The following is a 25,018-nucleotide window of genomic DNA, read 5'->3' on the forward strand; positions in this document are numbered from 1 at the left end:
CCCGTCACACGGATGCGCGGTCCCCGGCCGGGGCCTCGGTGAGCAGGGGCCCGGGTTCGGCGGGCCGGGCCGTGTCCGACTTGATCCCCGGCCACCAGGCGCGCGGGCCGATCAGCTTGGTGACGGCGGGCACCAGCAGCAGCGCCATGACGAAGGCCGTCAGCAGGATGCCGAAGGCCACGGCGAAGCCCATCTGCTGAAGCATGCTGTTCTTGGCGAGCAGCAGGACGCCGAAGGTGCCGGCCAGGATGATCGCGGCCGCTCCGATGGTGGAAGCGGAGTGCGTGATCGAGTGGCGCACGGCATCGGCGGAATTTTGTCCGCGGCGTACTTCCTCGCGGAGCCGGGCCACCATCAGGATGTTGTAGTCCGTGCCGATCGCCACCACGAAGAGATAGACGATCACCGGCAGGGTGAAGAGCAGGCCGTCCTTACCCTGCAGGCCCTGGAACAGCCATACGGTGGAACCGAGCGCGGCGCCGAATCCGAGCCCCACGGCGAGCATCAGGTACCAGGGGGCGACGACGCTGCGCAGCAGCAGTCCGAGGATGACCATGATGGCGAGCCCGGCGATCGGGAACACCAGGGAATAGTCACGGTTGACTGCGGTCTGGATGTCCGCGAAGACGGCGGTGAGACCGCCGACCAGGGCTCGGGAGCCTTCGGGTGCGGCGTCGTGGGCGGCGTCCCTGAGTTTGCCCGAGACCAGTTCCATGGCCGCGTCCGAGGACGGCTTCTCCTTCAGCAGCACGGCGAACTGGGCCACGTCACCCCCGGCCCCGATGACGCCGGGCGAGACCTCCCCGAAGCCGGACGCGGCCAGCTTCTTCTCGAACGCCTCGACTTCGGCCTGCTCGAGCTTGCCGTCGGACGTCTTCTCCAGAACGACCCAGGTGGGGTCGGTCTGCCCGGCCGGGAATCCGCTCTGCAGCTTCTCCATCGCCACCACCGACTCGAGGTCGTCGGGGAGAGAGCTTCCCGCGTCGAACGTCGGGTGGAAGGTGAGCACACCTGCGGCCAGCACGGCGAGGACCCCGCCGGACACGCCCGCGACGACACCGGGACGGCGCGCCGTCAGGTCGCCGATTCGCTTCCCCAGCGTGTGCTTGGGCTGCTTGCGCCAGGCCTTCGACGGCCAGAACGCCTTTTCGCCCAGGAGCGAGAAGATCGCGGGGACCAGGGTGAGCGCGGCTATCAGGGTGACCGCGACCGAGATGGCGAGGGCCGGACCCATGGCGCGCAGCATGCCGAGGGAGGAAAGGAGCAGGGCGAGGAAGGCCACGATGACCGCCCCTGCCGCCGACGCGATGGTCTCCCCGACGTTGGCCACCGCGTCGCTCATGGCCTGCTTGGGCGCCTGGCCCTCCCGCAGCGCTTCCCGGTAGCGGAAGAGGAGGAAGAGGATGTAGTCGGTGCCGACTCCGAACAGCACGACGATCAGAATGGCGGAGACCGAGGCGTCCGCTTCAAGACCGAAGACCTCGGCGGCGGTGGCGATGAGCCCGTTGGCCACCATGAAGACCACGCCGATGATCAGTACCGGCAGGAGCGCGATCAGGGGGCTGCGGAAGATCACCCCGAGCAGAACGATGATCAGAACCAATGTCGCCATCATGATCATCGCGTCGGTGTCGCCGGACGACTCCTGGCTGTCCAGCGCGTCCGCCGCGGAGCCGGTGAGACCCATCTTGAGGGAGGTTCCCTCAAGCAGTGGGGCGGCCTTCTTCCGCAGCTCCTTGACCGATTCCAGCAGCTTCTCGTCGTAGGGATCCTTGACGCTCGCGACAACGCTCGCCAGCGCTATCTTCCCATTGGGGGACACGGCCTCAGGGCTGGTCTCGATCTTCTTGACCAGGTTGAATCCGGCCTTGTCCAGGCTCTCCGTGACCTTGGCGACGTCAGCCTTGTCGCCGTCCGTCAGCGGGCCGTTGTCATCGCGCCAGAAGACGGCGATGGAGGCCGGCTGATCCTGTTCAGGAAAGGCCCGTTCCTGTACTTTGCCGACCTGCACCGACTCATAGTGTGACGGAAGGAAATCGGCCTGATCGGTCGTCGACTTGAGGGCAGGCGCCAACGCAACCAGGGCGAAGGCGGCCACGACCCAGGCAAGAATGGTCAGCCAGGGATGCTTGACGGATGTCCGCCCGATCCTTCCAAACATGGGACTCCTTAGTACGTATACCTGAGACTGATCATTCTGGCGTCCAGTCGCGCGAGCCCCGTTGCACATGAGGTACATCTGGCAGCAACCTGCCGCGCCGCCAGGCCGTTTCTCGGCGATCACCTCGCGGCCCGGACGCGGCTGGCCGCGAGGTGAAGCCGGTACCGGCTGATCACGGTCGGCCCCCGCCAGGACTGACCTCCGTACACGTACACATGAGGAGGCCCGGCCCCGACGGGGCCAGGCCTCCTCACATCTCCGGAGCCTCAGCCGCTCACGCGCAGCCGCGCTGCCAGTTCCAGCCGATGAAGGTGTGCTTCAGGTCGACGTCGAAGCGGCACGAGGCGGTGCCGTCGGCCTTGAGCTCCACGTAGGAGTGGTGCTTGTTCTCGTACCAGCTGCCCGTCGGGTCGAAGATGCCCCGGTACGAGAAGGTGGCGTGCGCCTCGTTGCGGGATACCGAGCACCCGCTCACGCAGTCGGCAGACTTCGAGGAGGACACCAGCGACCAGCCGGCGTTCCACGGCTCGCGGTTCCACTGCTGGGTGGCCTCGGTGCTCGCCGAGGTGACCAGGGCGCCGTCGGCGTCCCAGGTGGACGTCGTGTACAGGCCGGTCATCCGGATGTTGCAGCAGTCGTACATCTCCGACCAGCTCTTGAACTGCCGGGTGCCGGCGGCCTGGGCGCCGGAGGCGCTCAGGGCGGTCGTCGTGACCTTCTCCGCGGCGCCGGCCTTGGCGCCCGCCACCGGCACCAGCCGCGCCGGGCCCAGCTGCGGCGTGCAGTCGGCGCCGATGGTGATCTCCTGCTGCACCGTCATGCCGGCCGGGGGCGCGGGCAGCTCGCCGGACAGCTTGACGTCCGTACAGGCCCGCCCGGCGGGGGCTCCGGTCCCGGAGGCGGGCGCGGTCGCCGGCGAGGCGGTCGCGAGGCCGGCCGACAGGCAGAGCAGACCGGCCGTGAGAGCCGTGACGAGAGAGACTCGGTTGCGCAATTCGGCAGCCCTTCAAAGAACTTCGGTGATCTCGCCGGTGAGCGTAACCGGATTGTTCTGGGCGGAAGCCGATGCCGAAAAGGTTGGCACGAAGCTGACGATTTCCTGTCGCCGCAGCCCCGGGCCCTGCTGGCATCTTCATGTCACGACGGTTGCGCTGCGGTCGCGGACGGAACGAGAGGGAAACTCCCGTATGCGCGCACGAGTGGCGCGGACGGAGATCCGCCCGTGCGACAGAGAGATTCCCCGTGATTGTGAAGCATCTGTACGAGGCTGCGCACGCCCTGCCGGAGCGTGTGGCGGACTCCGGGATCCTGGGGCGGCTGGGCCTTCGCGCGCCGGAGTTCGAGGCACGGATACAGGAAGCTATGGGCCGCGTGGAGCAGCTGCTCCACCAGTGCGCGCACAGCGCACCCGACCCGCGGATCTCCCTGCTCACCGGACACCTCGCGGCGGCCGGAGGCAAGCGCCTGCGCCCGCTGCTGGTGCTGCTCGGCGCGGAGTTCGGCGAGCCGGAGCGGGACGGGGTCGTCCAGGCCGGGGTCATCGCCGAACTGGTGCACGTCGCCTCGCTCTACCACGACGACGTGATGGACGCGGCGGCCGTCCGGCACGGCGTCCCCAGTGTGAACGCGCGCTGGGGCGAGAAGGCGGCCGTGCTCGGCGGGGACTGGCTGCTCGCCCGGGCCGCCCAGCTGGCGGCCGCCCTGGGCCCGGACGCGGTCCACCTCAACGCGCAGACCGCCGGCCGGCTGGTCAGCGGCCAGCTGCGCGAACTGTGCGGCCCCGGCCCCGGCCCCGGCGAGGACCCGGTGGAGCACTACTTCCGGGTCTGCGAGGGCAAGACCGCGGCCCTCCTGTCCATGTCCCTTGGGATCGGCGCGCTCCAGGCCGTCGCCCCCGCCCACCACGTGAGCGCGCTGGCCGAGTACGGCGAGCAGCTGGGCATCGCCTTCCAGATCGCCGACGACCTGCTCGACCTCGCCGCCCCCCAGCACAGCACCGGCAAGGAGCAGGGCAACGACCTGCTCGCCGGCGTACCGAGCCTGCCCGTCCTGCTCGCGCTCGCCGGGGACGACCCCCGCGACGCGGAGCTGCGGGACCTGCTGTCCGCGGGTGCCGCGGCCGGCCCCGCCGCACACCGCCGTGCGCTGGAGCTCTTCCGCCGCTCGCCGGCGCCCGCCCGGGCCGAAGCGCTGATGCACGACCGCCTGGAGCGTGCACGCACCGCGCTGGAGGTCCTCCCGGCCCTCCCCGCCCGGCGGGCCCTGGCCGCGCTCTGCGGCTTCGTCGCGCAGCGGACCGCGTGATGCGGCAAAGGCCGTGGCCGCCCTCCTGACCGCCCTCGCGGCGCCCCCCGCCGGAGAGCCCGCCGAGCCCCGGCCGCCCGGTGGGGCCGCGGCGACGTCCTCCTGGCTGCGGCCCGCCCCTGACCGCCACCCGCACCAGCTTCCTGTGGGCCTCCACGGTGGCGCGCACCTCGTCGGGGAGGGGCAGCGCGCACGACCGGATGGGAACGGTGGACTCGGTGGGGCGGCGCAGGGCGGGGAAACGCGCAGCGCGGGCTTCGCGGAGGATGTCGCTGGAGCCGATGCCGCTCCAGAAGACGGTCAGCCCGAGTTCGTCGGCGAGGTAGTCGAAGAAGTCGAACGTCGGCTGCAGGTCCTCTAGCCGCAGCCGGTCGATCCGTCGACCAGACAGAGCTCTGTGCGAGCGTGGCGCATCACGTGGACCGCAGGTCCGGTGAAGTCTCTACATCCGCTGGACGGGCCGCTGCTCGGTGTCACTGCGGTACAGGTTCCAGCCGATGAAGACGGCCAGGGTCGCGGACCAGTCGGCGGGGGAGCCGGGCTCGGGCGGGGCGTTGACGCAGACGACGGGGATGCGGCTGTCGTCGATGCCGTGGAGTTTTTCGCTGCGTCCCTGGTGCGCCAGTCCGATGTGGTGGAGCAGGGTGCGGCCGGCAGCGGCTGCTGTGGCCCAGCTGCTCCACTTGCGTGGTGCGGGTGAGTTGACGACAGCGCACTCCGTGATCAGCGACGTCGCCGCGTCGCGGGAGGTGTCAGGAGTCCGGAAGCTCGTCCTCGTCAACGCGCGATGGGTGGGTACCGCGGGAGTCAAGAAAGGGTGCCGCCACCCTCTGCAGCCTGGGAGCGGTTGCCGTTGTTCCAGATGTAGACACCGGTTGTGCCCGCGCCGTACCAACTCTCCGGCCCGACCTCGGCTGTGAGGGACGGGTACTCGCTGATGGACTCCCGAACCTTGGCCGGGTCTACCTGTCCGTACGGCTGGTTGAAGACCAAAGCGGGCCTTCCGGTGGTCCGGGAAAGCCACGTGGTCGTGTGGTCGTAGAACCCCGGCCTACCGCGGCACTCCCTCTTGGCGCAGCGGCCCTTGTCGAGCCAGTGGAGCTTGGACGAGCAGCCGGTGTTGCCGCTCTTGAGGTCGTGCTGCTCCGCCCAGTCCAGCAGGTCCGCCCGCATCTGGACGTAGATGTTCGGGCCGTACGGCCAGCGCACGCCGTCGGCATCTCGGTTGAGTACGCCCCGGGCGCGGTCATCCAGGGAGCTGACCAGTTCCTTCTGGTCAGCGCTCTGGCAGCGCCGGCACAACAACTTCGCTTCTCCCATTCCGGAGCCGAACAACAGCCCCTGCCGGGGCCGCTCGCATCCCACGCAGTCATACATGTTCCTGCTCCCTCGGTTCGCATCGAGCCTGCTCATCATCGCGCGGGGCGCGCTTCAACGAGCCCAGAACCACGCAGCCTTCACCCGCCGTACGCGCACGGCACCGTGAGCCCCTACGAACGCCCTCGTACGGCCGTTCGGACAGTTGGAAAGCGTGTTGGGGGGAAGCCCTCACGGTTTGAACGCCGAGGAACGTTATTGAAAGCCGTCGCGGTTCGCAGTGGTGAGAGTTCCCTGCTGCATCAAGGCACCCGCCGCGCACGGCGCGGGGCCATGATCAGTCGCCCCAAAGCAACTCCAGCCCAAAGCCGGTCCGCCGACCTCACGGGTCGTAGCGCCGACTTTCCTCGCGAAATCTCCGAGCGAGTTCGTCCCCCGCCAAGCCCCAGTCCCTACCTTCGTGAATCACGTGAGGTATGTCCTGCAAATCAACACCCCATCGCTCTTCTGCCGCCTCGATAGTGCTCACCAGGCGACCAGTAACCATTTCGGGCACCTCGGTCAAGGCTGGCCCCGCGAGATGAAGACTATCTCGAGCAAATTTCAAAGCAGACGGCGCGTAACGCATGTCTAGCAGCCGCATCAAGTGGAGCAATTCGGCCGACAGGCTCCCCGAACTGATTTCCCGGCGAAGTACACCGCAGAAATCCAAAAAGACTCGCCCCTTCAAAGTGGCACCCGCCCTGGTTGCGCCACCTCCGAATTGCCTTAACAGGCCGCACCCCGCGAGCCTAATCAGGCGTTCCCTCACCGCTCCCTGCGAGACCTGAAGTTCTTCGGCCAAGTCGCGAGTGCTGGAGAACTCTTCAGAGGCTGTTGAGATGACAAACAAGAGAGCAAGGTGCAAGCCCGCTAGACCGCTGGTGCGCCCAAAGAACCTCACGTCTTCGGCAGTTAGATTGCCGAAGACGACGTTCATGAGGATGTCTCTACTGACCTGCTCTTCAAGTAGCTCGGCCACGAAATTGCGCTGACTCTCATCATCGGCATCGAAGCCTTCGGGAATCCAAAAAACGCGTAGCCGGTGCGATCGAGCGAGATCGCGGCCTGACTTGAAGTCCTTTATGGCTTCCGAGAGGAGTCGCCGAGCCTTGATTGTGTCCCTGGCGACGTACGTGCAGATGTCGGCTTCCGCGTCGAGTAGCATGGTGCGGACATCTTTATCCACCCCAGCCGTGTGATTCCAGAGGGTTTGCCCTACGAGCGGCCGTGACCAGTCGCGTCGGAGTTCGCAAGCGAAGTCGAATTTTCGACGTTCAGCCTCTACGTATGCGTACAGGGTAGTGCGCGACAATCTCTCTAGGATTTCTGCCGTGCACGCAGATAGGAATTGGTGCTCCGCCGATTCTGCCACCCCGGTATGGTAACTAAAGCTACCCGGCCGTGGGAGCGTAATGCGGCAACTCGAAGTGGCCGTAGGAGCCATCTCGTCGGCCAGCGGAACGAGCGATCAGTAGACCGACACGACGGAGCGCCCTCCCGGGCCGTCCTCGGGCCGTGGAAGGGCGCTCAACATGGATGGGCCGCAAGGCAGCCAGCTGTGGGAGCTCAGGGCGGAAGGAGTACGGGCGAGCTTGCATAGCGGCTGTCGCAGACCGCGGAACAGGGCAGCGGGACGCGCGGCCCATTCGTGGACCGTCCGGACCTGCTCGGGCAGTTCTACGCCCCCTGGCCTGCTGAAGGCCATGAGACGCACGGGGCCTCCGGAGCCGTGTGTGGATCGCCTGCTCCACCAGGGGCCACGGTCGCCCGTACCGGCCGCGTCTCGGTGCGGATTCCTGCACGCACCGTCGGCCGGACAGCGCGCTCGGCGTGCTGGACTGGCGCTGGCACGGCAGGCTGGGGGGCATGTCGGATCAGACGGAGATCATCGTGCATCCGGTGTCCCCGAAGGGCGGCCGGAAGGTCACCGTTCATGCGCTCGGAGTGGACGTGGACCTCGGGCGTGCGCACACCCCGACGGACGTTGCCGAGTTCCTGCGTCGCGCCGGCCTGGAGGACGTGGACCTGAGCGAGGACGGGCCGATCACCTGGGAGGGTGGCGGCCCCGAAGTGTGGAAGCGCCCCGACGGCTGAGGGCCAGCGGCGGTACTCGGGGAGCCAATCGGGGAGCCACCGGAGGCAGCGCGAGCCGGATCTGCCTGGACCGGCACGGACAGTGGGGAGCCGGAGCCCTTGCGGTGCGAGGGGTCCGCGGCGCCGGTTCCCGAGCACCCTCATACCTCGACCCTAAGAGCGTTCTAAGAGGTTCTCTCAGAAGCCTTTGGCAGGCTTTGCGCCATGAGCTCCACGGACAGCACGGGCAACACAGGCAACACAGGCAGCGCCGGCAGTACGCGTAGTACCGGCGGCGCGGGCGGGCAGCGGATCCTCGTCGTCGACGACGAGCCCGAGGTGCGGGCAGCCGTCGAGGACGGCCTCGCGGTCGAGGGGTACGAGGTGCGGGGCGCCCCGGACGGGCTCGCGGCCCTCTCGCAGGTCGCGGCCTGGGAGCCCGACGCGGTCGTCCTCGACGTGATGATGCCCGTACTCGACGGCCTCGCCGTGTGCCGACAGCTGCGGGCGCTGGGCGACCGCACCCCCGTCCTCGTCCTGACCGCGCTCGACTCCGTCAGCGAGCGCGTCGACGGACTGGAAGCGGGCGCCGACGACTACCTCGTCAAACCCTTCGCCCTGGACGAGCTGGTCGCCCGGGTCCGCGCGCTCCTGCGACGGGCCGCGCCCGGACCCACCGGCACCGCCGCCCCGCTCGGCTTCGCCGACCTCGTACTCGACCCCGCGACCCGGACCGGGCGCCGGGGCAGCCGTCCGCTGGAGTTCAGCCGTACCGAAGCGGCCCTGCTCGAGCTGCTCCTGCGCCACCCCGGCCAGGTGCTCCCGCGCGAGCTGATCCTCGAACTGGTGTGGGGGCGGGACTTCGGGCCGGACTCCAACTCCCTCGCCGTCTACGTCGGCTACCTGCGCCGGAAGCTGGAGGCCGCGGGCGAGCCCCGGTTGGTGCACACCGTCCACGGGGTCGGCTACCGGCTGGACGCGGCGTGAGCGGCGGCCGCCGGCGGCTGGGCCGCGTCTGGCGCAGGCGCGGCCCCCTGCGCACCCGGCTGGCGCTGTCGGTCACCGCCGCCGTGGCCCTCGTGGCCGTCGGGGTGTGCGTGGCGGCGTTCTTGGTGGTCCGGTCCGCACTCTACGAGCAGCTCGACCTCAGCCTCACCCAGTCCGCGCGGCTGGCCGCCCAGCGCAACCCGGGGGCCGCGCCCAGCACCCTGGCCGGGGAATGCAGGTTCCTGGCGGCCCCCGCCTGCGCGGAGGTGGTGGCCGCCGACCCGACCGAGGACCCCGCGACCCCGGGACTGCTGCCCGTGGACCCGGCCGCGCGGGAGGTCGCGGCGGGCCGGAAGGCCCCCTACTACACCAACATCACGGTGGCCGGATATCCCGCCCGGATGCTCACCACCGACTACGCCAAGGGGCGCGCCCTCCAGGTGGCCCTACGGGCCGACACCGTCGAGGACGGCATCGAGGAGGCAGCCCAGTGGCTGGTGCTGACGGCGGTGATCGGCGTGCTGCTGGCCGCGCTGCTGGGGTCCTGGGTCTCGCGGACGGGCCTCGCCCCGGTCGCCCGGCTCACCGCGACGGCCGAGCGGATCGCCGCCACCCGCGACGCTCGGCACCGGATCGATCTGCCGCCACCGGGACGGGAGGACGAGATCACCCGGCTGGCCACGAGCTTCAACACCATGCTGGGGGAGCTCGAACAGTCGGTCGCCGCCCAGCGCCAACTGGTCGCGGACGCCTCCCACGAACTGCGCACCCCGCTGACGGCACTGCGGACCAACGCCGAACTGCTGGCCCGGGCCGATCGGCTCACCCCCGACCAGCGCGACCGTGCCTCGGCCGCACTGGGGCGGCAGCTGCGGGAGGTGACGGGGCTCGTCAACGACCTGATCGAGCTCGCACGCGACGAAGAGCCGCAGCCGCTCGTGGAACAGGTCCGGCTGGGTGCGCTGGTGGAGCACTGCGCGCAGGCGGCGCGCACGCACTGGCCGGCCGTGCCCTTCCACGTACGCGTGCCGGCCGAGCCCGTCGTGGTGCCGGGGGTCCCCGCGCGACTCAGTCGACTGCTGGGGAACCTGCTCGACAACGCGGCCAAGTTCAGCGGGAACGGGCTGCCCGTCGAGGTGGAGCTGGTGGCCGGCCTCCCGGGCCGCGGACCGGCGCTGACGATCCGTGACCACGGCCCGGGGATCTCGCCGGAAGACCTGCCGCACGTCTTCGACCGTTTCTACCGGGCCGGCGCGGCCCGCGCCCTGCCGGGGTCGGGGCTCGGCCTCGCCATGGCCCGGCAGATCGCGCGGGCGCACTCCGCCGAGCTGACGGCGGAGGCCGCCCCGGGCGGTGGCGCGCTGTTCCGGCTGACGTTCTGAACGGCCCCGGTGGGGACGGGGGTACCCGGAGGCGCGCACGAACCGGGTCGGTACGCGCTGGGCGTCCAACGGCTGGCCCGTCCCGGCCGTGAACCTCCCCAGGGGCTCCACGGGCGAGGTTCACGGCCGGGCGCTCCAGTGGGCGCTGGTCCGCACGGCGTTCGTCAACTCCGCCGATGCCCCGACTCGCATCGACGGCTCCTTCGGCCCCACACCGGGGCGGCGTCCCGGACGGCATGGCCGGCATGGCCGGCATCGAGACGGGGACGTCGGTGGTACCCCGTCCCCGCCGCCGAGGGCCAGGCCCCGTCCGGCGGTTGTGATCTTCGGCCCAGTCTCCCGCGGTCCCCCCGTCGGGCGGCCGACCTGCGGCAAGGTGACCGGTAAGGAGTCCGAAGACGGGGGAGGCATCCAATGGAGCGACACGTCGAGTTCGAGCGTCTGCACAACTTCCGGGACCTGGGCGGCTATCGGTCCGCCGACGGCCGCACCGTGCGGTGGGGGACCGTGTACCGGGCCGACTCGCTCGGCAAGCTGGCGGACGGCGACTGGGAGCGGTTCCTGGAGCTCGGGATCGGGACCGTGATCGACCTGCGGTATCCGTGGGAGATCGAGACCAAGGGGCGGGTGCCCGAGGCGGAGCGGTTTCGCTACGTCAACCTGAGCATCGAGCACCGGCCCTACGACCAGGCCGAGATCGACCCGGACATCGACCCCTGGCGGTACCTCGCGGACCGGTTCGCCGAGGTCACCGAGGACGGGGCCGAGGAGATACGGCAGGTCCTGGAGGAGCTGGCGCAGGCCCCCGCCCCCCTGGTCTTCCACTGCACCTCGGGCAAGGACCGGACCGGGCTCATCGGAGTTTTCCTGCTGACCCTGCTCGGGGTGGACCGGGCCGACGTCCTCGCCGACTTCGCGCTCACCGAGCTGGCCACCGAACGCCTCGCCGCCGACTGGCGTGCCGCCCATCCGGGCCGGGTCATGAAGTGGCCCAGCTACGGCCGCGCCCCCGCCGTGATCATGGAGTTGGTGCTCGCGGACCTGGAAGCCCGGTACGGATCCGTGCACGGCTACCTCACGGACCGGGTCGGCCTGTCGGAGCGGACGGCGCAGCGGTTGCGCTCCCGCCTGCTGACCGGCGCCGGCGCCGGCGACGCTGACAGGGACGGCGACGGCGGCGGCGACGGTGACAGCGGCGGCGACGGCGGCGACGGCGACGGGGCTGAGGGCCACCGCGCGACGTGAAGTCCCTCTGGTGGCGCCACCGGCGCGTCTCCTACCATCGGAACACGGGTGGGGGAGGGGGGTGCGTTCATGGCGGCGCACGTAGGGCGGCTGGAACGCTTCGTTGCCTGGGTGCTGCGGAACGCCGACGTCGTGGTCGCCCTGGGCATCGCGATGGCGGTCGGACTCCTCGACATCTTCGGAGACGTCATCAGTGACGACGTCTCCTCCGGCGCCACCCTCGTCGTGCTCGGCCTCCTCGCGACCGGGTCGATCGTGGAGCGGGTGCGCCGGCCCGCGAGCATCCAGGAGGCGATGAGCGGGACCCGGCAGGCGCTGGAAGACCTCGCGATGGTGCGCTCGCTCTCCGGCAACGAGGTCGGCGAGGCACTGCGCAAGGCCCGCCAACACACCAACCTCTGGTACTTCAAGGGCGGTACGGGCACCTACCTGCGGGCGGTCACGCTGCCCCTGTGCGTGGCCGCCGCGAAGGAACAGCGCTCGCAGCTCAACGTGAAGATCGACATCGTCAATCCGGCCGACGAGCGGGCCTGCGCCGCCTACGCCCGGTTCCGGCAGATGTTCGGCGGGCAGCGGCGCGGCGACGACGTGTGGACCACCGACCGGGTCCGCCGCGAGTCGTACGCGACCGTCCTCGCCGCCTGTTGGTACCAGCGGCAGCTGACCACACTGGAGATCAGCGTGCACCTGTCGGCCGCCGTGCCGACCCTGCGCTTCGACCTGTCCGAGACCTGCCTCGTCATCACCCAGGACGACCAGTCCCGGGTGAACCTGCTGGTGGAGCGGGGGCAGCCGCTCTACGACTACTACGTGACCGAGCTGCACCAGAGCCGAGAGCAGGCGACCGTGCTCGATCTGCGCGTCGCCTCCCCGCTCGGCCAGGAGCCCACCGTCGACGAGGTGCGGACGCTCTTCGACGACCTGCAGCTGCCCTTGCCGCGCATCTTCACCGACAGCGACATCGGCAAGATCATCGAAAAGGCCCTGCACGCGGAGGACCCCTACAGGAGGTGATGCGCTCCGGCGCGTGCCCATGGACCGCGAGCTCGAAAGCACTCTCGTCACCCTGGAGGAAATCGCCTCCGGAACACGGGAGTTACATGCCGTCCGTCATCCGCTCGGTTTCCTCTGCCTGCCACTGGTGAGAGAGGGTCCGCGCGGAGTCTGCGTGCACCTCTTCGAGATCGGCAACCGTGCCGATCCGGAGGCGTCACCGATGCACGCCCACAGTTGGGAACTGCGCAGCCGCGTGCTGTACGGGCGGGTGGCGAACCTCCCCGTACGGACGAGCGCGGTCCGGGACGGCGAGGAGGGCGCCACCCACCGGATCTTCGAGGTGTTCAGCGGGAGCGACGGCGTGGACGAGATCCGGCCGACCTCCCACCTCGTACGGAGCGAGCCCGGCCCCGCCCACATCAGCGCGGGCGGGGAGACGTACACCCTGGCGGCCGGCGAGTTCCACGCCACCGCACTGGAGGGCGTGGAACCCGCGGCCACCTTGGTGCACGGCACGTCGATCCCCGGGCAGCTCGACCTCTCGCTCGGCCCGCTCGACGGCCGACCGCGCCGCACGACCCGCCGGCTGTGCGACACCGCGCAGACCGTGCGCAGCGTCCACACCGCCCTCAGGAGGATCGATGCCGAGCAGCGGGCCTGATTTCGACCACGAGAGGCAGGTCGCGGTCTCCGCGGCGGAGGAGGCGGGCGGCCTGCTGCGCAGGCGTTTCGGCACGGCGCGGTGCGTACGGACGAAGGGCGGGTCCGGGGACGTGCAGGTGGACCTCGACCTCGCCGCCGAGAAGCTCGTGCTCAGCCGGATACAGCGGCACTTCCCGCACGACCGGATCCTCTCCGAAGAAGCCGGGCTCCTCGATGCGGCGGGCGAACGGACCTGGCTGGTCGACCCGTTGGACGGCAGCAACAACGTCGTGATCGGGCTGCCCACCTACGCCGTCGGGATCGGACTGTGCCTGGGCGGCACCCCGGTGATGGGCGTGGTGCACGAGCCGGTCACCGGGGAGACCTGGCACGCGGTCAGGGGGTACGGGGCCCACGGGCCGTCCGGCGCGCTGCCCGGCCCCGACCCCACCCTGCCGCGCCCCGGCCCCGTGGTCGCCTGGACCCAGGGGTACGCCGTGGAACGGGGCGACGCGACGGCGGTGGCCCTGCGCGCGGTGCTGGAGCTGCGCTGCCGGCGCGTCCTACAGCTGTGGGCGCCGCTGCTCGGCTGGAGCCTGCTGGCGCGCGGCACCATCGACGCGTTCGTCGGCTACCGCGCCGAGGGCGTCGACCTGCCCACCGGGGCGCTGCTCGCGGCCGAGGCGGGCGTGGAGCTGCGCACGCTGTCCGGGGCGACCTTCAGACCCGGCTTCGCCGGGGCCGACACCGGCCGCAGCTTCGTGGCGGCGCGCGGCGAGACCCTCGCGTACCTGCTGGGAGAGGTGGGTACCGTCCCGCCCGGCTAGGTGATGGCCGCCAGCGCCAGGGTCGCCGCCAGTGTGCCCGCCACCGCCAGCACGACGCCCGTACCGAAGAAGCGGCCCAGGGCGATCCGGGTGCCGTGCCAGCGGCAGCGCTCGAACCACAGGAGGGTGGCCAGCGAGGCCCACGGCGTGATGACCGGCCCCACGTTGACTCCGATCAGCTGGGCGAGCAGCTGCTCGTGGTTGGCCACCGGGATCGCCGCCTCGCCCGCCAGATAGGCCGGGAGGTTGTTCAGCACGTTCGAGAAGCCCGCGCCGACCGCCGCCGACCGCAGCATGCCGCCGACGCCGTTGTCGGAGCCCATCGCCGCCGCGAGGACCTCGTGCAGCCCGTGGGCGTTGACCGTCTCCACGACCAGGAACATCCCCGGGACCAGGACGAGGAGCCGCCAGGGGATCAGGGAGAGGCGCAGCGCCGCCCGGCCCCGCACCCAGAAGGCCACGACCACGATCAGCGCGGCCGCCATGGACGCCGACCACAGCGGCACGTCGGCGAGCAGGATCGCCAGCAGGAATCCGGCGCACGCCACCGCGCTCACCCGGAACAGGACCGGATCCGCGGGGCGCGGCAGGGGCGGAGGGGTGTAGCGGGTCTCGGCGCGGCGTCCCGGGCGCCAGTAGAAGCCCCACAGGCAGGCCATCGTGACCACGATGGCGGCCAACTGCGGCGCCCACATGGTGGCGGCCATCTCCGACGGGGTCAGTGCGATGCGGTCCGCGGCCAGCAGGTTCGTCAGGTTCGACACGGGAAGCAGCAGGCTGGCCGTGTTCGCGAGCCACACCGTGGTCATCGCCAGCGGTACGGGCGCGATGCCGACCCGGGTCGCCAGCGCCAGCATCACCGGGGTCAGCAGGACCGCCGTCGTGTCCAGGTTGAGGGTGATGGTGGTGACGGACGCGAAGAGCACGCAGAGGCAGAACAGGAGGGGGTACCTGCCGCGCCCCGCCCGGGCCACCCAGGTGGCGACGACGTCGAAGACCTCCGCCTTGCCGGTCAGTTCGGCGAGGACGATGACGGTGGCCAGGAACACCACCAGCGGACCGATGCGCTCCAGTACGTCCGTGGCGGGTGCGGTGGGCAGCAGGCCCGTGGCGACGCACAGTGCACCGAGTACGAGTAGGCCGCCGGCCAGCCAGTCCAGTGGATGCAGACGCCTGAGGAGGGACACGGCGAACAGGTTCGCACATACACACGCCCCGGCATCAGACGGGGCGGAAGGAATCGGACACGCCCGCCCGGGCGGGGTGTCCGGCGTCCCGCGGGGGACCGACCCGTCCTTGCCGGGACAAACCCGCCGCCGGGGGTGCGGCCCTACGATGGAGTCATGATGACGGACGGGCAATTCGGCGCTCCCGCAAGAGAGTTCGACTTCTTCATCAGTTACTCCCCGGCAGACGAACAATGGGCCGCATGGATCGCCTGGACCCTGGAGGAAGCCGGCTACCGCACGGTGGTGCAGGCCTGGGACTTCGTACCGGGAACCAACTTCATAGACTTCATGGACCGGGGGGTCAGCGAGTCCCTGGCGGTCATCGCCGTACTGTCCCGCCACTACGAGCGTTCCACCTACGGTCGCATGGAATGGCAGGCCGCGCTCCGGGCCTCGCCCGAGTCGCCCGAACGGAGGCTGCTGACCGTCCGGGTGGACGAGATCCCGATCGAGGGACTCCTCGCCACGATCACCTACGTCGACCTCGTCGGCGTGGCGGACATCGACGCGGCCCGCTCCCTGCTGCTGAACCGGGTCGGGCAGGCCGTCGACGGCCACGCCCGACCGGGCCGCCGTCCCGGTTTCCCGGGGACCGGGAGGGGGAGCGGACCGGGACCCCTGCGCCACCCGGAGCAGCCCAATCCGGGTCAGCCGCAGCCGAGCGCGCTCGCCGGCCCCGGCTGGTCGGGACGCCGGCGGCCGGCCAGGGCGCCGCTCTACCCGCAGGCCGCCGCGGCCGGCCACGGCGCCCGGGACACCGTGACCGTCCTGCACCTGGCCGGGCCCGACTTCGGGCGCGGCCGCGAACCCGACGCGCTCAGCCGGCAGATCCGCGGCGACCTCATCATGCTCAGGGACGCGGGGGCACCCGCCCCCGATCTGATGGTGGTCACCGGTGACCTCACCGCGTCCGGCAGCCCGCGCGAATGCGACCAGGCCCTCAGCTTCCTCACCGCCCTGCGCTCCCAGCTCGACCTGTCCCCCAGCGGGTGATGGTGGTACCGGGCGCACAGGACGTGAACCAGGCCGCCTCCCAGGCCTACTTCCACACCTGCGAGGCCGACGAGGTGGCGCCGCAGCCTCCGTACTGGCCCAAATGGCGCCACTACACCCGGTTGTTCCGCGGCCTCTACCAGGGCCTGGACACGGTCTTCGACAGCGACCAGCCCTGGACCCTCTTCCCGGTGCCCGAACTGAGCACGGTCGTGGCCGGATTCAACTCCTCCATGGCCTACAGCCACCGCGCCGAGGAGCAGTACGGCTTCATCGGCCGCGACCAGGCCGCCTGGTTCGCCGAGGCGATGCGCCGGTACGAGGAGGAGGGCTGGCTGCGCATCGGCGCGCTCCGCCACCCGCTCACCGACGGCCGCCGCCCTGGCGACGCGGTCGGCGGCCCCGGCGGGCTGCGGGACGCCGACACCTTCGCCCGGCTGGCCGCCCCGCGGCTCCACCTGCTGCTGCACGGGCCGACCGGCGGCCCGCGCACCACCACCTCGGCCCCCAGCCGCACCCAGCTCGCCGGGGCTCCGGGGGTTTCAGGGCCTTCCCCGGCGTCCGGGGGCGCCTGGGAGCTGCCCCTGTTCGGCTCCGCGGCCCCCGCCAGGTTCCAGCTGCTCCAGGTCGGCGCCGAGGGCGTGACCCGCTGGGACGACCGGATCACCGCCGCGTCCGAGACCTTCCCCGCCGCGTGGCGGCAGACCCGCCGGGTCTTCCCCGTGCCGGAACTGCCCGCCGTCATCAACGTCGAGCGGGCCGGCGGCCGGGCCCCCCTGGACGACCCGGCCGCCTCGCTCGCCGAACGGGTGAAGGAGATCTGCCGGGTGCGCCGGGAGGGCGTACGGCTGCGCGACGTCCCGCGCCGCGAACCGGGCGACATGGTGCAGATCATGGCCACCTGGCGGGAGCAGGAGGACGGCGTCGTCCAGCAGCAGCGCATAGCCGTCCACCCCGGGAGCCCCACCGAGGAGGAACTCGACCGCTTCATCGCCCAGGTGCACGCGACCGACACCGGCTCCGAGGCCGTCCTGGTGTACGCGGGCGACGCCCCGGCCGGCGGACTGCGCCGCCGGGCCGCCGCCCACGGCGTCCGGGTCCGGGTCCGCAGCTTCATCGAGTTCCAGGGCCTGCTCGACCTGCGGGGCTACGTCGCCGCCCAGACGGCCCGGCTGAGCAGCAGCGAGCAGTACGCCCCCGGCCTCTACCTCCCCCAGCGCTACCGCGACGCCGACCGCCCCGACGGCCAGGACGGTGCCGTCCACGAACGGGACGGACTCGTCGAGGAACTGCTGGAGCTGCTGGAGTCCGACCACGGCCGGTTCGTCCTGCTCCTCGGCGACTTCGGACACGGCAAGACCTTCGCGCTGCGCGAGCTCGCCCGGCGCATCTCCGAACAGCTCCCGCACCTGACCCCGCTGCTGATCCCGCTCAACTCCCTCGACCGGGCGCACAGCCTCGAAGGCCTGGTCGCCGCACACCTGGCCGGCCACGACGTCGACACCATCGACCTGCGGGCCCTGCGCTACATGCTCGCCCAGGGCCGCGTCGTCCTGCTCTTCGACGGCTTCGACGAACTGGTCAACCGGGTCAGCTACGACCGGGCCGCCGACCACCTCCAGGTCCTCCTCGACGCGGCCGTCGACCACGCCAAGATCGTCGTCAGCAGCCGCACCCAGCACTTCAAGTCGCACGCCCAGGTCCTCACCGCGCTCGGCGAGCGCGTCGGCCTGCTCCCGCAGCGCAGGATCCTGGCCGTCGAGGGCTTCACCCCCGCCCAGATCCGCTCCTACCTCGTACGCAGCTACGGCGACGAGCGCGCCGCCGACCGCCGCTACCAGCTCCTGCGCAACATCCCCGACCTCTTGATGCTCTGCCGCAATCCCCGGCTGCTCTCCTTCGTCGCCGATCTGAGCCAGGACCAGCTGCGCGCGGTCGCCGGAGCGGGCCGGGCGCTCAGCGCCGCCCGGCTGTACGAAGACGTGTTCACCTCCTGGCTCGAACACGAGGAACGGCGCGGCCAGGGCGGGCCCGGCGCGCCGCCCGGGCTCACCATCGACCAACTGTGGGCCGCGGTGACCGCGCTGGCCTGGCGGCTGTGGGAGAGCGGTCGCAGCGCCCTGCGGCTCGACGAGCTCACCGAGACCGTGGCCGGCACCCTCAACGAACTCACCGAGTCCCCGCTCACCCCCTCCGAGCGCGCCCAGGCGGTCGGCGCGGGCAGCCTGCTGGTCCGCAGCGACGACGGGGTCTTCCAGTTCATCCACGGCTCCGTCATCGAATGGCTGGTGGCGCGCGAGGCCGCCCGCCAGCTCGCCCGCGGCCAGCACACCCTGCTCCTCGCGCGCCCGCTCAGCCAGCTCGCCGTCGAGTTCTTCTGCGACCTCGCCGACCACGAGCAGTGCGCCCGCTGGGTGCGCGACGTGCTCGACGCCCCGGGGCGAGCGGTCAGCGACGCCGCCCGCGCCAACGCCGTCCGGATCTCCGACCGGCTGCGGGTGCCGGCCAACGCCGACCTGCGCGGTGCCCGGCTGGCCGGTGAGGACCTCTCGCACCGCGACTTCTCCGGGGTCGACCTCTCCGACGCCGACCTGACGGACGCCCGGCTGATCGGCGCCAACCTCTCCGGCGCGCTGCTGCGGGGCACCCGGCTGATCGGTGCACGCCTGGACCGGGCCGACCTGAGCCGGGCCGACCTGACCGGCGCGAACCTCAGCCGGGCCCGGCTGACCCGGACCGATCTGCGGGGCGCCCTGCTGACCGGCAGCCGCTGGCACCGGGCCGCGCTCATCGACGTGACGATGGACGACGGCGTGCGGTCGGCCCCCGAGCTCGGGACCGCCGCGATCGCCCCGGGGATGCCCGTGGACGCCGGGTTCCGGCCCTCCGCCGTCGGGGTCCCGTACGGCTTCGGCATGCGCACCAGCCGCCTCCCCGAACCCATCGCGTACAGCAGCGACGGCGAACTCCTCGCGGTGGGCAGCGAGGACGGCTCCATCCTGGTCTGCGGCGCCGACGACGGCCGCGCCGTGCGCACCCTCCAGGGGCACGAAGGGCGCGTGTACGCGGTGAAGTTCCGGCCGGACGTCATCGCCACCGGTGGCTCCGACGGCGCGGTGCGCCTCTGGGACCCGGTGACCGGGGCGTGCCGGCACCACTTGCAGGTCCACCCCGACGGCGTGTGGCCGGTCTCCTTCGACGCGGACGGCACGGTGCTCGCCACCGGCGACCGCGAGGGCCTGGTCACGGTCTGGGACACGGCCACCGGCCAACCCGTGCACCGGTTGCCGGGCCACACCGCGCCCGTCTACACCGCGGTCCACGGACCGGACGGTCAGCTGCTCACCGGGGACGCGGGCGCGAAGGTACGGCTCTGGGACCTGACCACCGGGCACTGCGTCCGGGAGATCGACGGCCACCAGGGGGCCGTCTACCGCGCCCGGTTCAGCCCCGACGGGACCCTCTTCGCCACCGCCGACCGGGGTGCGCCCGGGCGGGGCGGCACCGTGCGGATCTGGCGTACGGCCGACGCGCGGCTGCTGCACGAGTTCACCGGACACACCGGCCGGGTCTACGTCCTCGACTTCCACCCCGAGGGCAACCTCCTCGCCAGCGGCGACACCGACGGTCAGGTGCGGCTCTGGGACCCGGTGGTCGGCACCCCCGCCGGAATCCTCGAACGGGGCACCGGAGCCGTCTACCAGGTGCTCTTCGGCGACGACGGGAAGCTCCTCGCGTCCTGCGACAGCAACGGTGCGGTCCGGCTGTGGACGGTCACCGGACGCCCCCACGGGTACACGATCGCCCTCCACCCCCAGCAGCCGACCGAGCACCGCGGCACGGCCTGGGCGTGCGCCTTCCGGCCCGGCGACAGCCAATTGCTCACCGTCGGCAACGACGGCGGCGCGCAGATCTGGGACGCGGCCACCGGCCAGGGCAAGCGCATCCTGCGCGGCCACGGCCGCCGGATCAGCGGAGTCGCCTTCAGCGCGGACGGCACGCAGCTGGCCACGGCCGGGAACGACGGGGTCGTACGGCTGTGGGAGACGCGCACGGGTCGGCGTACGGAAGAGCTCACCGGGCGCGGCGACCGGTTGGTCTCGGCGGCCTTCAGCCCCCTCGAATCCCTCCTCGCCACGGCCAGCAACGACGGCGACATGTACCTCTGGGACCCGGTGGGCGGCGAATACCTGAGGGAGCTCGACGCAGAGACCGAGCACGTCTGGGCGGAGGCGTTCAACGCCGACGGGACCCTGCTCGCCACCGCCAACGACGACGATTCCGTACGCGTCTGGTTCCGCTCCACCGGTTCCCCCGTGTCGACGCTGACCGAGCACCGGGGCCGGGTCCGCTCGATCGCCTTCCGCTCGGACGCCGATGTACTGGCCACCGGATGTGACGACAGTTTCGTACGGGTGTGGGACGCCCGGAGCGGAGCCCTCGTGGAGCAGCTCGGCGGGCATGCCGACCGGGTGTACGGCGTCGCGTACGGCCCGGGGAGCACCTGGCTCGCCAGCGCGAGCTGGGACGGGACGGCCGTCGTCTGGCGGGAGGGGCGGGCGGATCTGCGCCTGCGCGGACGCGGCGGCAGGCTGTGGGCGGTGGCCGCCCACCCGAGCCGCCCGCTGCTGGCCACCGGCGGCGACGACCGGGCCGTCGGCCTGTGGGACGCCGCGACGGGCGAGCACCTCACCGACCTCGTCGGTCACACCGGCCGGGTGCTCTCGCTCGCCTTCTCCCCGGACGGCACGACCCTGGCGAGCGGCGCCGAGGACGGCACCGTACGGCTGTGGAACGTCCCGGCGGACGGGGAACCGCCGTCCCTGCGGGCGACGCTGATGGGCATGGCGGACGGCTGGGCGGCGCTGACACCGGCCGGCGGGTACAAGTACGAGGGCGACGTGGCCGGCGAGTTCTGGCACGTCGTGGGCATGTTCCGGTTCACCCCGGGGGAGCTCGACGAGTACCTGCCGGGCATCCACCGACTGCCGCTCGGCGAGGAACTCTGACGCCCCGAGGTTTCGCGGAGGCGGTCCCGGCCGGATCCGCACGAGACGGCCCAGAGGGCGTCTTGCCGATCCCGCCGGACCCGCGGGCCCTGGCGTCACGCCTCGGCCCTGCGGGCCCGGGCAGACCCCGTGGCACCGGACGGCACGGGCTCATCCGACGAGATCCGAAAGGGACGGCCTAGGGTTGGTCCGCATGACGCACACCGAAACAGAGGTCACCGCGGAGCTGGTCCGGGACCTGTTACGCGATCAGCACCCCGACCTGGCGGACCGCCCCGTACGGTTCGGGGCCCGTGGTTGGGACAACCAGCTGTGGCGGCTCGGGGACGACCTGGCGGTCCGGCTGCCCTGGGCGACTCCGTCCGCGGACGTGCTGCTGCGCAAGGAGCACGCCTGGCTGCCCGCCCTCGCTCCGACCCTCCCCCTGCCCGTTCCCGTCCCGCAGCGCATCGGCGAACCCTCCGAGAGGTTCCCGCGCCCCTGGATCGTCACCACCTGGGTCCCCGGCGAGCCCGCCGACCGGGCCCCCGCCACGAACGCCACGGACGCGGCCGAAGGGCTGGCCGCCTTCCTGACGGCCCTCCACCGACCCGCTCCCGAGGGGGCACCCGTCGGCAACTACGGCCGCGGGGGGCCGCTGGCGGCCATCGCCGACGGGTTCGTCGAGGGGCTGGCCTCGGCCACCGAGCAGGGGCTGATCCCGGACCCGGACGCCGTCCGCGCGGTCTGGGAGGACGCGGTCGCCGCGCCCGTCTGGACGGGCCCGGCGGTGTGGCTCCACGGCGACCTCCATCCGGCCAACGTCCTCACGGCCGACGGCACCTTCTGCGGCGTGATCGACTTCGGTGACCTCTGCGCGGGCGATCCGGCCAGCGACCTCGCCGCCCCCTGGATCCTGCTGCCGGACGGCGCCGCCGACCGCTTCCACGCCGCCTACCGGCCGACCGCGGACGACGCGACCCTGCGCCGCGCCCGCGGCTGGGCCGCACAGCGGGCCCTCGGCGGCGTCCTCATCGGCGAGGCCGGCGTCCGTGGCCGACCGGGCGGCAAGCCCACCTGGGGCCCGCCCGCCCACGCCGCACTGCGCCGCCTCGTGGCGACGGCGGGTTGAACGGACCGTCCGCCGCCTCACCCGAGGGAGGCGGCGGACAGAGCCAGTTCAGCGTCCCGCTCGAACCGGTGTCGACCACCCGGCGCATCGAGGAGCTCCGCCCCTACATCACGCGGAACCTCGCCGGGCAGCTCACCGTCGCCGACCTCGCCGAACAGGCGCACGTCGGCGAACGGCAGCTCACCCGGATCTTCACGACGGAACTGGGGACGACCCCAGCCGCCTACGTCGAATCGGCCCGCGTCGAATCGGCCCGGAACCGGCTGGAGTCCACGGACGAGACCCTCGAGCGCGTCGCGACCGTCTGCGGCTTCCACACGACCGACACCCTCGTCCGTGCCTTCCGCCGCACGCTCGACACGACGCCGACGGAATACCGCAACCGGTTCCGGGCCGCCCCGGCCCTCTGACCGGCGCCCGGCTCAGGCCGTCGGGAAGGCCAACAGGGCCACCGGAGCCGAGGTCGGCTGCGGCGAGCCGCCTGCCGGTTCGACGGTGACGCCCATCCCCGACGCCGTGTTGACCGGGCCGTCGAGCAGGGTGGCCGTCGCCGGGGCACCGTCGTCCATCAGCCCCGCCGAACGCATCTTCCCGCCGCCGTCGTCGTACCAGAGCTGGTACACCTTCCCGCTGGGCGGCGCCGGCAGGCCGGAGGCCGCGAAGACCGCCTGGTTGCGGGCGGCCGAGACGACCACCGTGCCCACCGCTCCGCCCCGCAGCGGCGCCGTGGTCACCCGGGCGTCGGCGGAGGCGAGGACCGAGCCGACGGCATCGTTCGTGAGACGGGCCTGCTGCGCCTGCTGCCGGGCGTCCTCGGCCTGTTCGTACTGCGCCACCGCGACACCGCCGAGCGCCACGGCCCCCGCGATGCAGGCCGCCAGTGCCCAGCTCGGCACCGGCCGCCAGCGGGGCCGTACGTGGCCGCCGCGCGCGGCCCTGACCGTCGAGGGCGGTTCCTGGCGCACCGTCGCGATCCGACGCATCACCTCGTCCCGCAGCGCGGCGCTCGGCGGCGCCGCCACGGCGAGCCCGAGGCGCGTGACGGTCTCGGAGAACTCCCGGACCTCCTGCGTGCAGGACACGCAGTCGGCGAGGTGCCGCTCGACGGCGGCCCGCTCCTCCGGTTCCAGTGCGTCGAGCGCGTACGCGCCCGTCAACGTGTGCGGATCCGCGGCGTTCACACGCCCACCCCCAGACAGTCACGGAGCCGGATGAGCCCGTCGCGCAACCGTGTCTTCACGGTACCCAACGGTAGGGACAGCAACTCCGCGACCTCCCGGTGGGTCAGGCCGCGGTAGTAGGCCAGGGTGACCGACTGGCGCTGGAGTTCGCTGAGTCCGTGCAGACAGCGCCGTACCTGCTCGCGCTCCAACCGGCTCTCCACCTGCTCCACCACCTCGTCGTAGGCCGTGGTGTGGTCCAGCAGCGCCGCCCGCTTCTCGCGGTTGGTGGACGCCTGCGCGGAACGCACCCGGTCGACGGCCCGGCGGTGGGCCAGGGTCAGCACCCAGTTCATCACCGAGCCCCGCGCGGGCTGGTAGCGGGCGGCGGTCCGCCAGAGCTCGACCAGGACTTCCTGGGCGACCTCCTCGGACTGGGCCGGATCCCGCAGCACGGTCCGCACGAGGCCCAGTACGGGGCCCGACACCGCCTCGAAGACGGCCGTGAACGCCTGCTGATCACCGCGGGCCACCCGGCCCATCAGTTCCGGCAGGTCAGGGGCGGCCGACGGGTGCCGGCCTATGCGCACGTTCTCTCTCACCGGGGAGGTCCTCCAGGAGTACTCGGTTGCACAGCTCATTCGGAGCCGAGGGGCAGGGGGATCGGTCGCGGGCGGACATTTCCTTCGGCAGCCCCCGAAGCGTTGTTCGGCAGCTTGTGCGGGTCGCCACTCGTTCGGGTGACGGGGCCATCCGGATGGGGGCCGGAGCCGAATGGACGGCGTGATTCACCGGTGGGTGAGTCCCGTAGACGCAGGAGAGACCATGAGCATGCGCACCTTTCGCCGTACCGCCCTCGCTGTGACCGCCGCAGTGCTGCTTCCGCTGGCACTGTCCGCCTGTTCGGAGGAGAGTACGAGCAATCAGGGTGCCGCCGCGCCCGACGCGGTCTCCTCACCCCAGCCGATCGGCGAGATCGACACCGGCGCGGGCGGTCCGTTCGGTCCGGCGTGCGCCTCGGTGCCCACGAGCGGCGCGGGCTCCTTCGAGGGCATGGCGCAGGACCCGGTCGCCACCGCCGCCTCGAACAACCCGGCGCTGTCGACCCTGGTCGCGGCCGTGAAGAAGGCCGGCCTGGTGGACACCTTGAACAACGCCCAGAACATCACGGTGTTCGCGCCGACCAACGACGCGTTCGCGAAGATCCCGAAGGCGGACCTCGACAAGGTCCTGGCCGACAAGGAGACCCTGACCAAGATCCTCACGTATCACGTGGTCGGCGAGAAGCTCACCCCGCAGCAACTGGGGAGCGGCTCCTTCCAGACGCTCCAGAAGGGCATGATCACCACCAAGGGCTCGGGCACCGCCTACCAGGTGAACGATTCCTCCAAGGTGGTCTGCGGCAACGTCCCCACGGCCAATGCCACCGTCTACGTCGTCGACACGGTCCTCATGCCGAAGTAGGCGCGCTCCGGACGATCGGCGCGTGGGCGGCGGTCCGTGCATCCAGCCGGACCCTGCCCCCGGAAGAGCTCCGGGG

General features: G+C 71.7%; 20 protein-coding genes and 1 pseudogene. 13 read left to right on the plus strand and 8 right to left on the minus strand.

From position 1 onward, the window contains the following. Window positions 1-4 precede the first annotated feature (4 nt). Window positions 5-2,161 carry an MMPL family transporter gene (locus OG594_RS15820; protein ID WP_266599310.1) on the minus strand — a complete coding sequence of 719 codons (2,157 nt, stop codon included), beginning with the start codon at window positions 2,159-2,161 and terminating at the stop codon, window positions 5-7. Window positions 2,162-2,435: 274 nt separating this feature from the next. Then, window positions 2,436-3,155: a hypothetical protein gene (locus OG594_RS15825; RefSeq protein ID WP_266599312.1), complete on the minus strand. Its 720-nt coding sequence runs from the start codon at window positions 3,153-3,155 to the stop codon at window positions 2,436-2,438. 248 nt (window positions 3,156-3,403) lie between these two features. Here OG594_RS15825 and OG594_RS15830 point away from each other — a divergent pair, with 248 nt between their 5' ends. Further along, a complete protein-coding gene (locus tag OG594_RS15830) occupies window positions 3,404-4,465 on the plus strand; it encodes a polyprenyl synthetase family protein (protein ID WP_266599314.1) in 1,062 nt (353 codons plus the stop codon). 442 nt (window positions 4,466-4,907) lie between these two features. Here the strand turns inward: OG594_RS15830 and OG594_RS15835 are convergent, their stop codons facing one another. The 3 genes from OG594_RS15835 to OG594_RS15845 all read right to left on the minus strand — a co-directional run bounded on the left by OG594_RS15835 (window position 4,908) and on the right by OG594_RS15845 (window position 7,010). Continuing rightward, on the minus strand, window positions 4,908-5,246 hold the full coding sequence (locus tag OG594_RS15835; RefSeq protein ID WP_266599316.1) for a hypothetical protein: 339 nt from the start codon (window positions 5,244-5,246) through the stop codon (window positions 4,908-4,910). A 26-nt stretch (window positions 5,247-5,272) separates the two neighbouring features. Further along, complete coding sequence (locus tag OG594_RS15840; RefSeq protein WP_266599318.1) at window positions 5,273-5,842, minus strand: hypothetical protein; 570 nt, start codon at window positions 5,840-5,842, stop codon at window positions 5,273-5,275. A 322-nt stretch (window positions 5,843-6,164) separates the two neighbouring features. Beyond that, the gene (locus tag OG594_RS15845; RefSeq protein ID WP_266599320.1) at window positions 6,165-7,010 is read right to left on the minus strand and encodes a hypothetical protein; all 846 of its coding nucleotides are present in this window, start codon (window positions 7,008-7,010) and stop codon (window positions 6,165-6,167) included. Window positions 7,011-7,690: 680 nt separating this feature from the next. Between OG594_RS15845 and OG594_RS15850 the strand changes: the two genes are divergently transcribed. The 7 genes from OG594_RS15850 (at window position 7,691) to OG594_RS15880 (ending at window position 13,976) form a co-directional block, all read left to right on the plus strand. Beyond that, window positions 7,691-7,918, plus strand: a complete 228-nt coding sequence (locus tag OG594_RS15850; RefSeq protein WP_266599322.1) for a hypothetical protein — start codon at window positions 7,691-7,693, stop codon at window positions 7,916-7,918. Window positions 7,919-8,122: 204 nt separating this feature from the next. After that, the gene (locus OG594_RS15855) at window positions 8,123-8,884 is read left to right on the plus strand and encodes a response regulator transcription factor (protein ID WP_266599324.1); all 762 of its coding nucleotides are present in this window, start codon (window positions 8,123-8,125) and stop codon (window positions 8,882-8,884) included. Further along, window positions 8,881-10,266, plus strand: coding sequence for a cell wall metabolism sensor histidine kinase WalK (locus OG594_RS15860; RefSeq protein WP_266599326.1), 1,386 nt, complete (start codon window positions 8,881-8,883; stop codon window positions 10,264-10,266). Before OG594_RS15855 ends, OG594_RS15860 begins: the two co-directional genes overlap by 4 nt. Window positions 10,267-10,680: 414 nt before the next feature. Next, window positions 10,681-11,511, plus strand: coding sequence for a tyrosine-protein phosphatase (locus OG594_RS15865; RefSeq protein ID WP_266599327.1), 831 nt, complete (start codon window positions 10,681-10,683; stop codon window positions 11,509-11,511). A gap of 69 nt (window positions 11,512-11,580) precedes the next feature. Beyond that, a complete protein-coding gene (locus OG594_RS15870; RefSeq protein WP_266599329.1) occupies window positions 11,581-12,525 on the plus strand; it encodes a hypothetical protein in 945 nt (314 codons plus the stop codon). Window positions 12,526-12,544: 19 nt separating this feature from the next. Next, window positions 12,545-13,168 (plus strand): hypothetical protein, encoded by a 624-nt coding sequence (locus OG594_RS15875; RefSeq protein WP_266602928.1) that lies wholly within the window; start codon window positions 12,545-12,547, stop codon window positions 13,166-13,168. Then, the gene (locus OG594_RS15880; protein ID WP_266599331.1) at window positions 13,149-13,976 is read left to right on the plus strand and encodes an inositol monophosphatase; all 828 of its coding nucleotides are present in this window, start codon (window positions 13,149-13,151) and stop codon (window positions 13,974-13,976) included. Before OG594_RS15875 ends, OG594_RS15880 begins: the two co-directional genes overlap by 20 nt. Here OG594_RS15880 and OG594_RS15885 read toward each other — a convergent pair. Continuing rightward, window positions 13,973-15,163: an SLC13 family permease gene (locus tag OG594_RS15885; protein ID WP_266599333.1), complete on the minus strand. Its 1,191-nt coding sequence runs from the start codon at window positions 15,161-15,163 to the stop codon at window positions 13,973-13,975. The two genes, OG594_RS15880 and OG594_RS15885, sit on opposite strands and share 4 nt — an antisense overlap. Before the next feature lie 156 nt (window positions 15,164-15,319). Here OG594_RS15885 and OG594_RS15890 point away from each other — a divergent pair, with 156 nt between their 5' ends. From OG594_RS15890 to OG594_RS15905, 4 genes and pseudogenes are all read left to right on the plus strand, one after another. Next, on the plus strand, window positions 15,320-16,198 hold the full coding sequence (locus OG594_RS15890; protein WP_266599335.1) for a TIR domain-containing protein: 879 nt from the start codon (window positions 15,320-15,322) through the stop codon (window positions 16,196-16,198). Continuing rightward, window positions 16,198-21,207, plus strand: coding sequence for a pentapeptide repeat-containing protein (locus OG594_RS15895; RefSeq protein ID WP_266602930.1), 5,010 nt, complete (start codon window positions 16,198-16,200; stop codon window positions 21,205-21,207). The genes OG594_RS15890 and OG594_RS15895 overlap by 1 nt, the downstream gene beginning before the upstream one ends. A gap of 193 nt (window positions 21,208-21,400) precedes the next feature. Continuing rightward, complete coding sequence (locus OG594_RS15900; protein WP_266599337.1) at window positions 21,401-22,318, plus strand: aminoglycoside phosphotransferase family protein; 918 nt, start codon at window positions 21,401-21,403, stop codon at window positions 22,316-22,318. A 35-nt stretch (window positions 22,319-22,353) separates the two neighbouring features. Beyond that, window positions 22,354-22,728 (plus strand): annotated as a pseudogene (locus OG594_RS15905) (helix-turn-helix domain-containing protein); the annotation flags it as partial. A 12-nt stretch (window positions 22,729-22,740) separates the two neighbouring features. Here the strand turns inward: OG594_RS15905 and OG594_RS15910 are convergent. Next, window positions 22,741-23,499, minus strand: coding sequence for an anti-sigma factor (locus OG594_RS15910; protein ID WP_266599339.1), 759 nt, complete (start codon window positions 23,497-23,499; stop codon window positions 22,741-22,743). After that, window positions 23,496-24,080, minus strand: coding sequence for a sigma-70 family RNA polymerase sigma factor (locus tag OG594_RS15915; RefSeq protein WP_266599341.1), 585 nt, complete (start codon window positions 24,078-24,080; stop codon window positions 23,496-23,498). Before OG594_RS15915 ends, OG594_RS15910 begins: the two co-directional genes overlap by 4 nt. 223 nt (window positions 24,081-24,303) lie before the next feature. Here OG594_RS15915 and OG594_RS15920 point away from each other — a divergent pair, with 223 nt between their 5' ends. Continuing rightward, a complete protein-coding gene (locus OG594_RS15920) occupies window positions 24,304-24,942 on the plus strand; it encodes a fasciclin domain-containing protein (protein ID WP_266599343.1) in 639 nt (212 codons plus the stop codon). The last annotated feature ends 76 nt before the right edge of the window (window positions 24,943-25,018 follow it).

Source organism: Streptomyces sp. NBC_01214 (assembly GCF_026340975.1).
Taxonomy (GTDB): domain Bacteria; phylum Actinomycetota; class Actinomycetes; order Streptomycetales; family Streptomycetaceae; genus Streptomyces.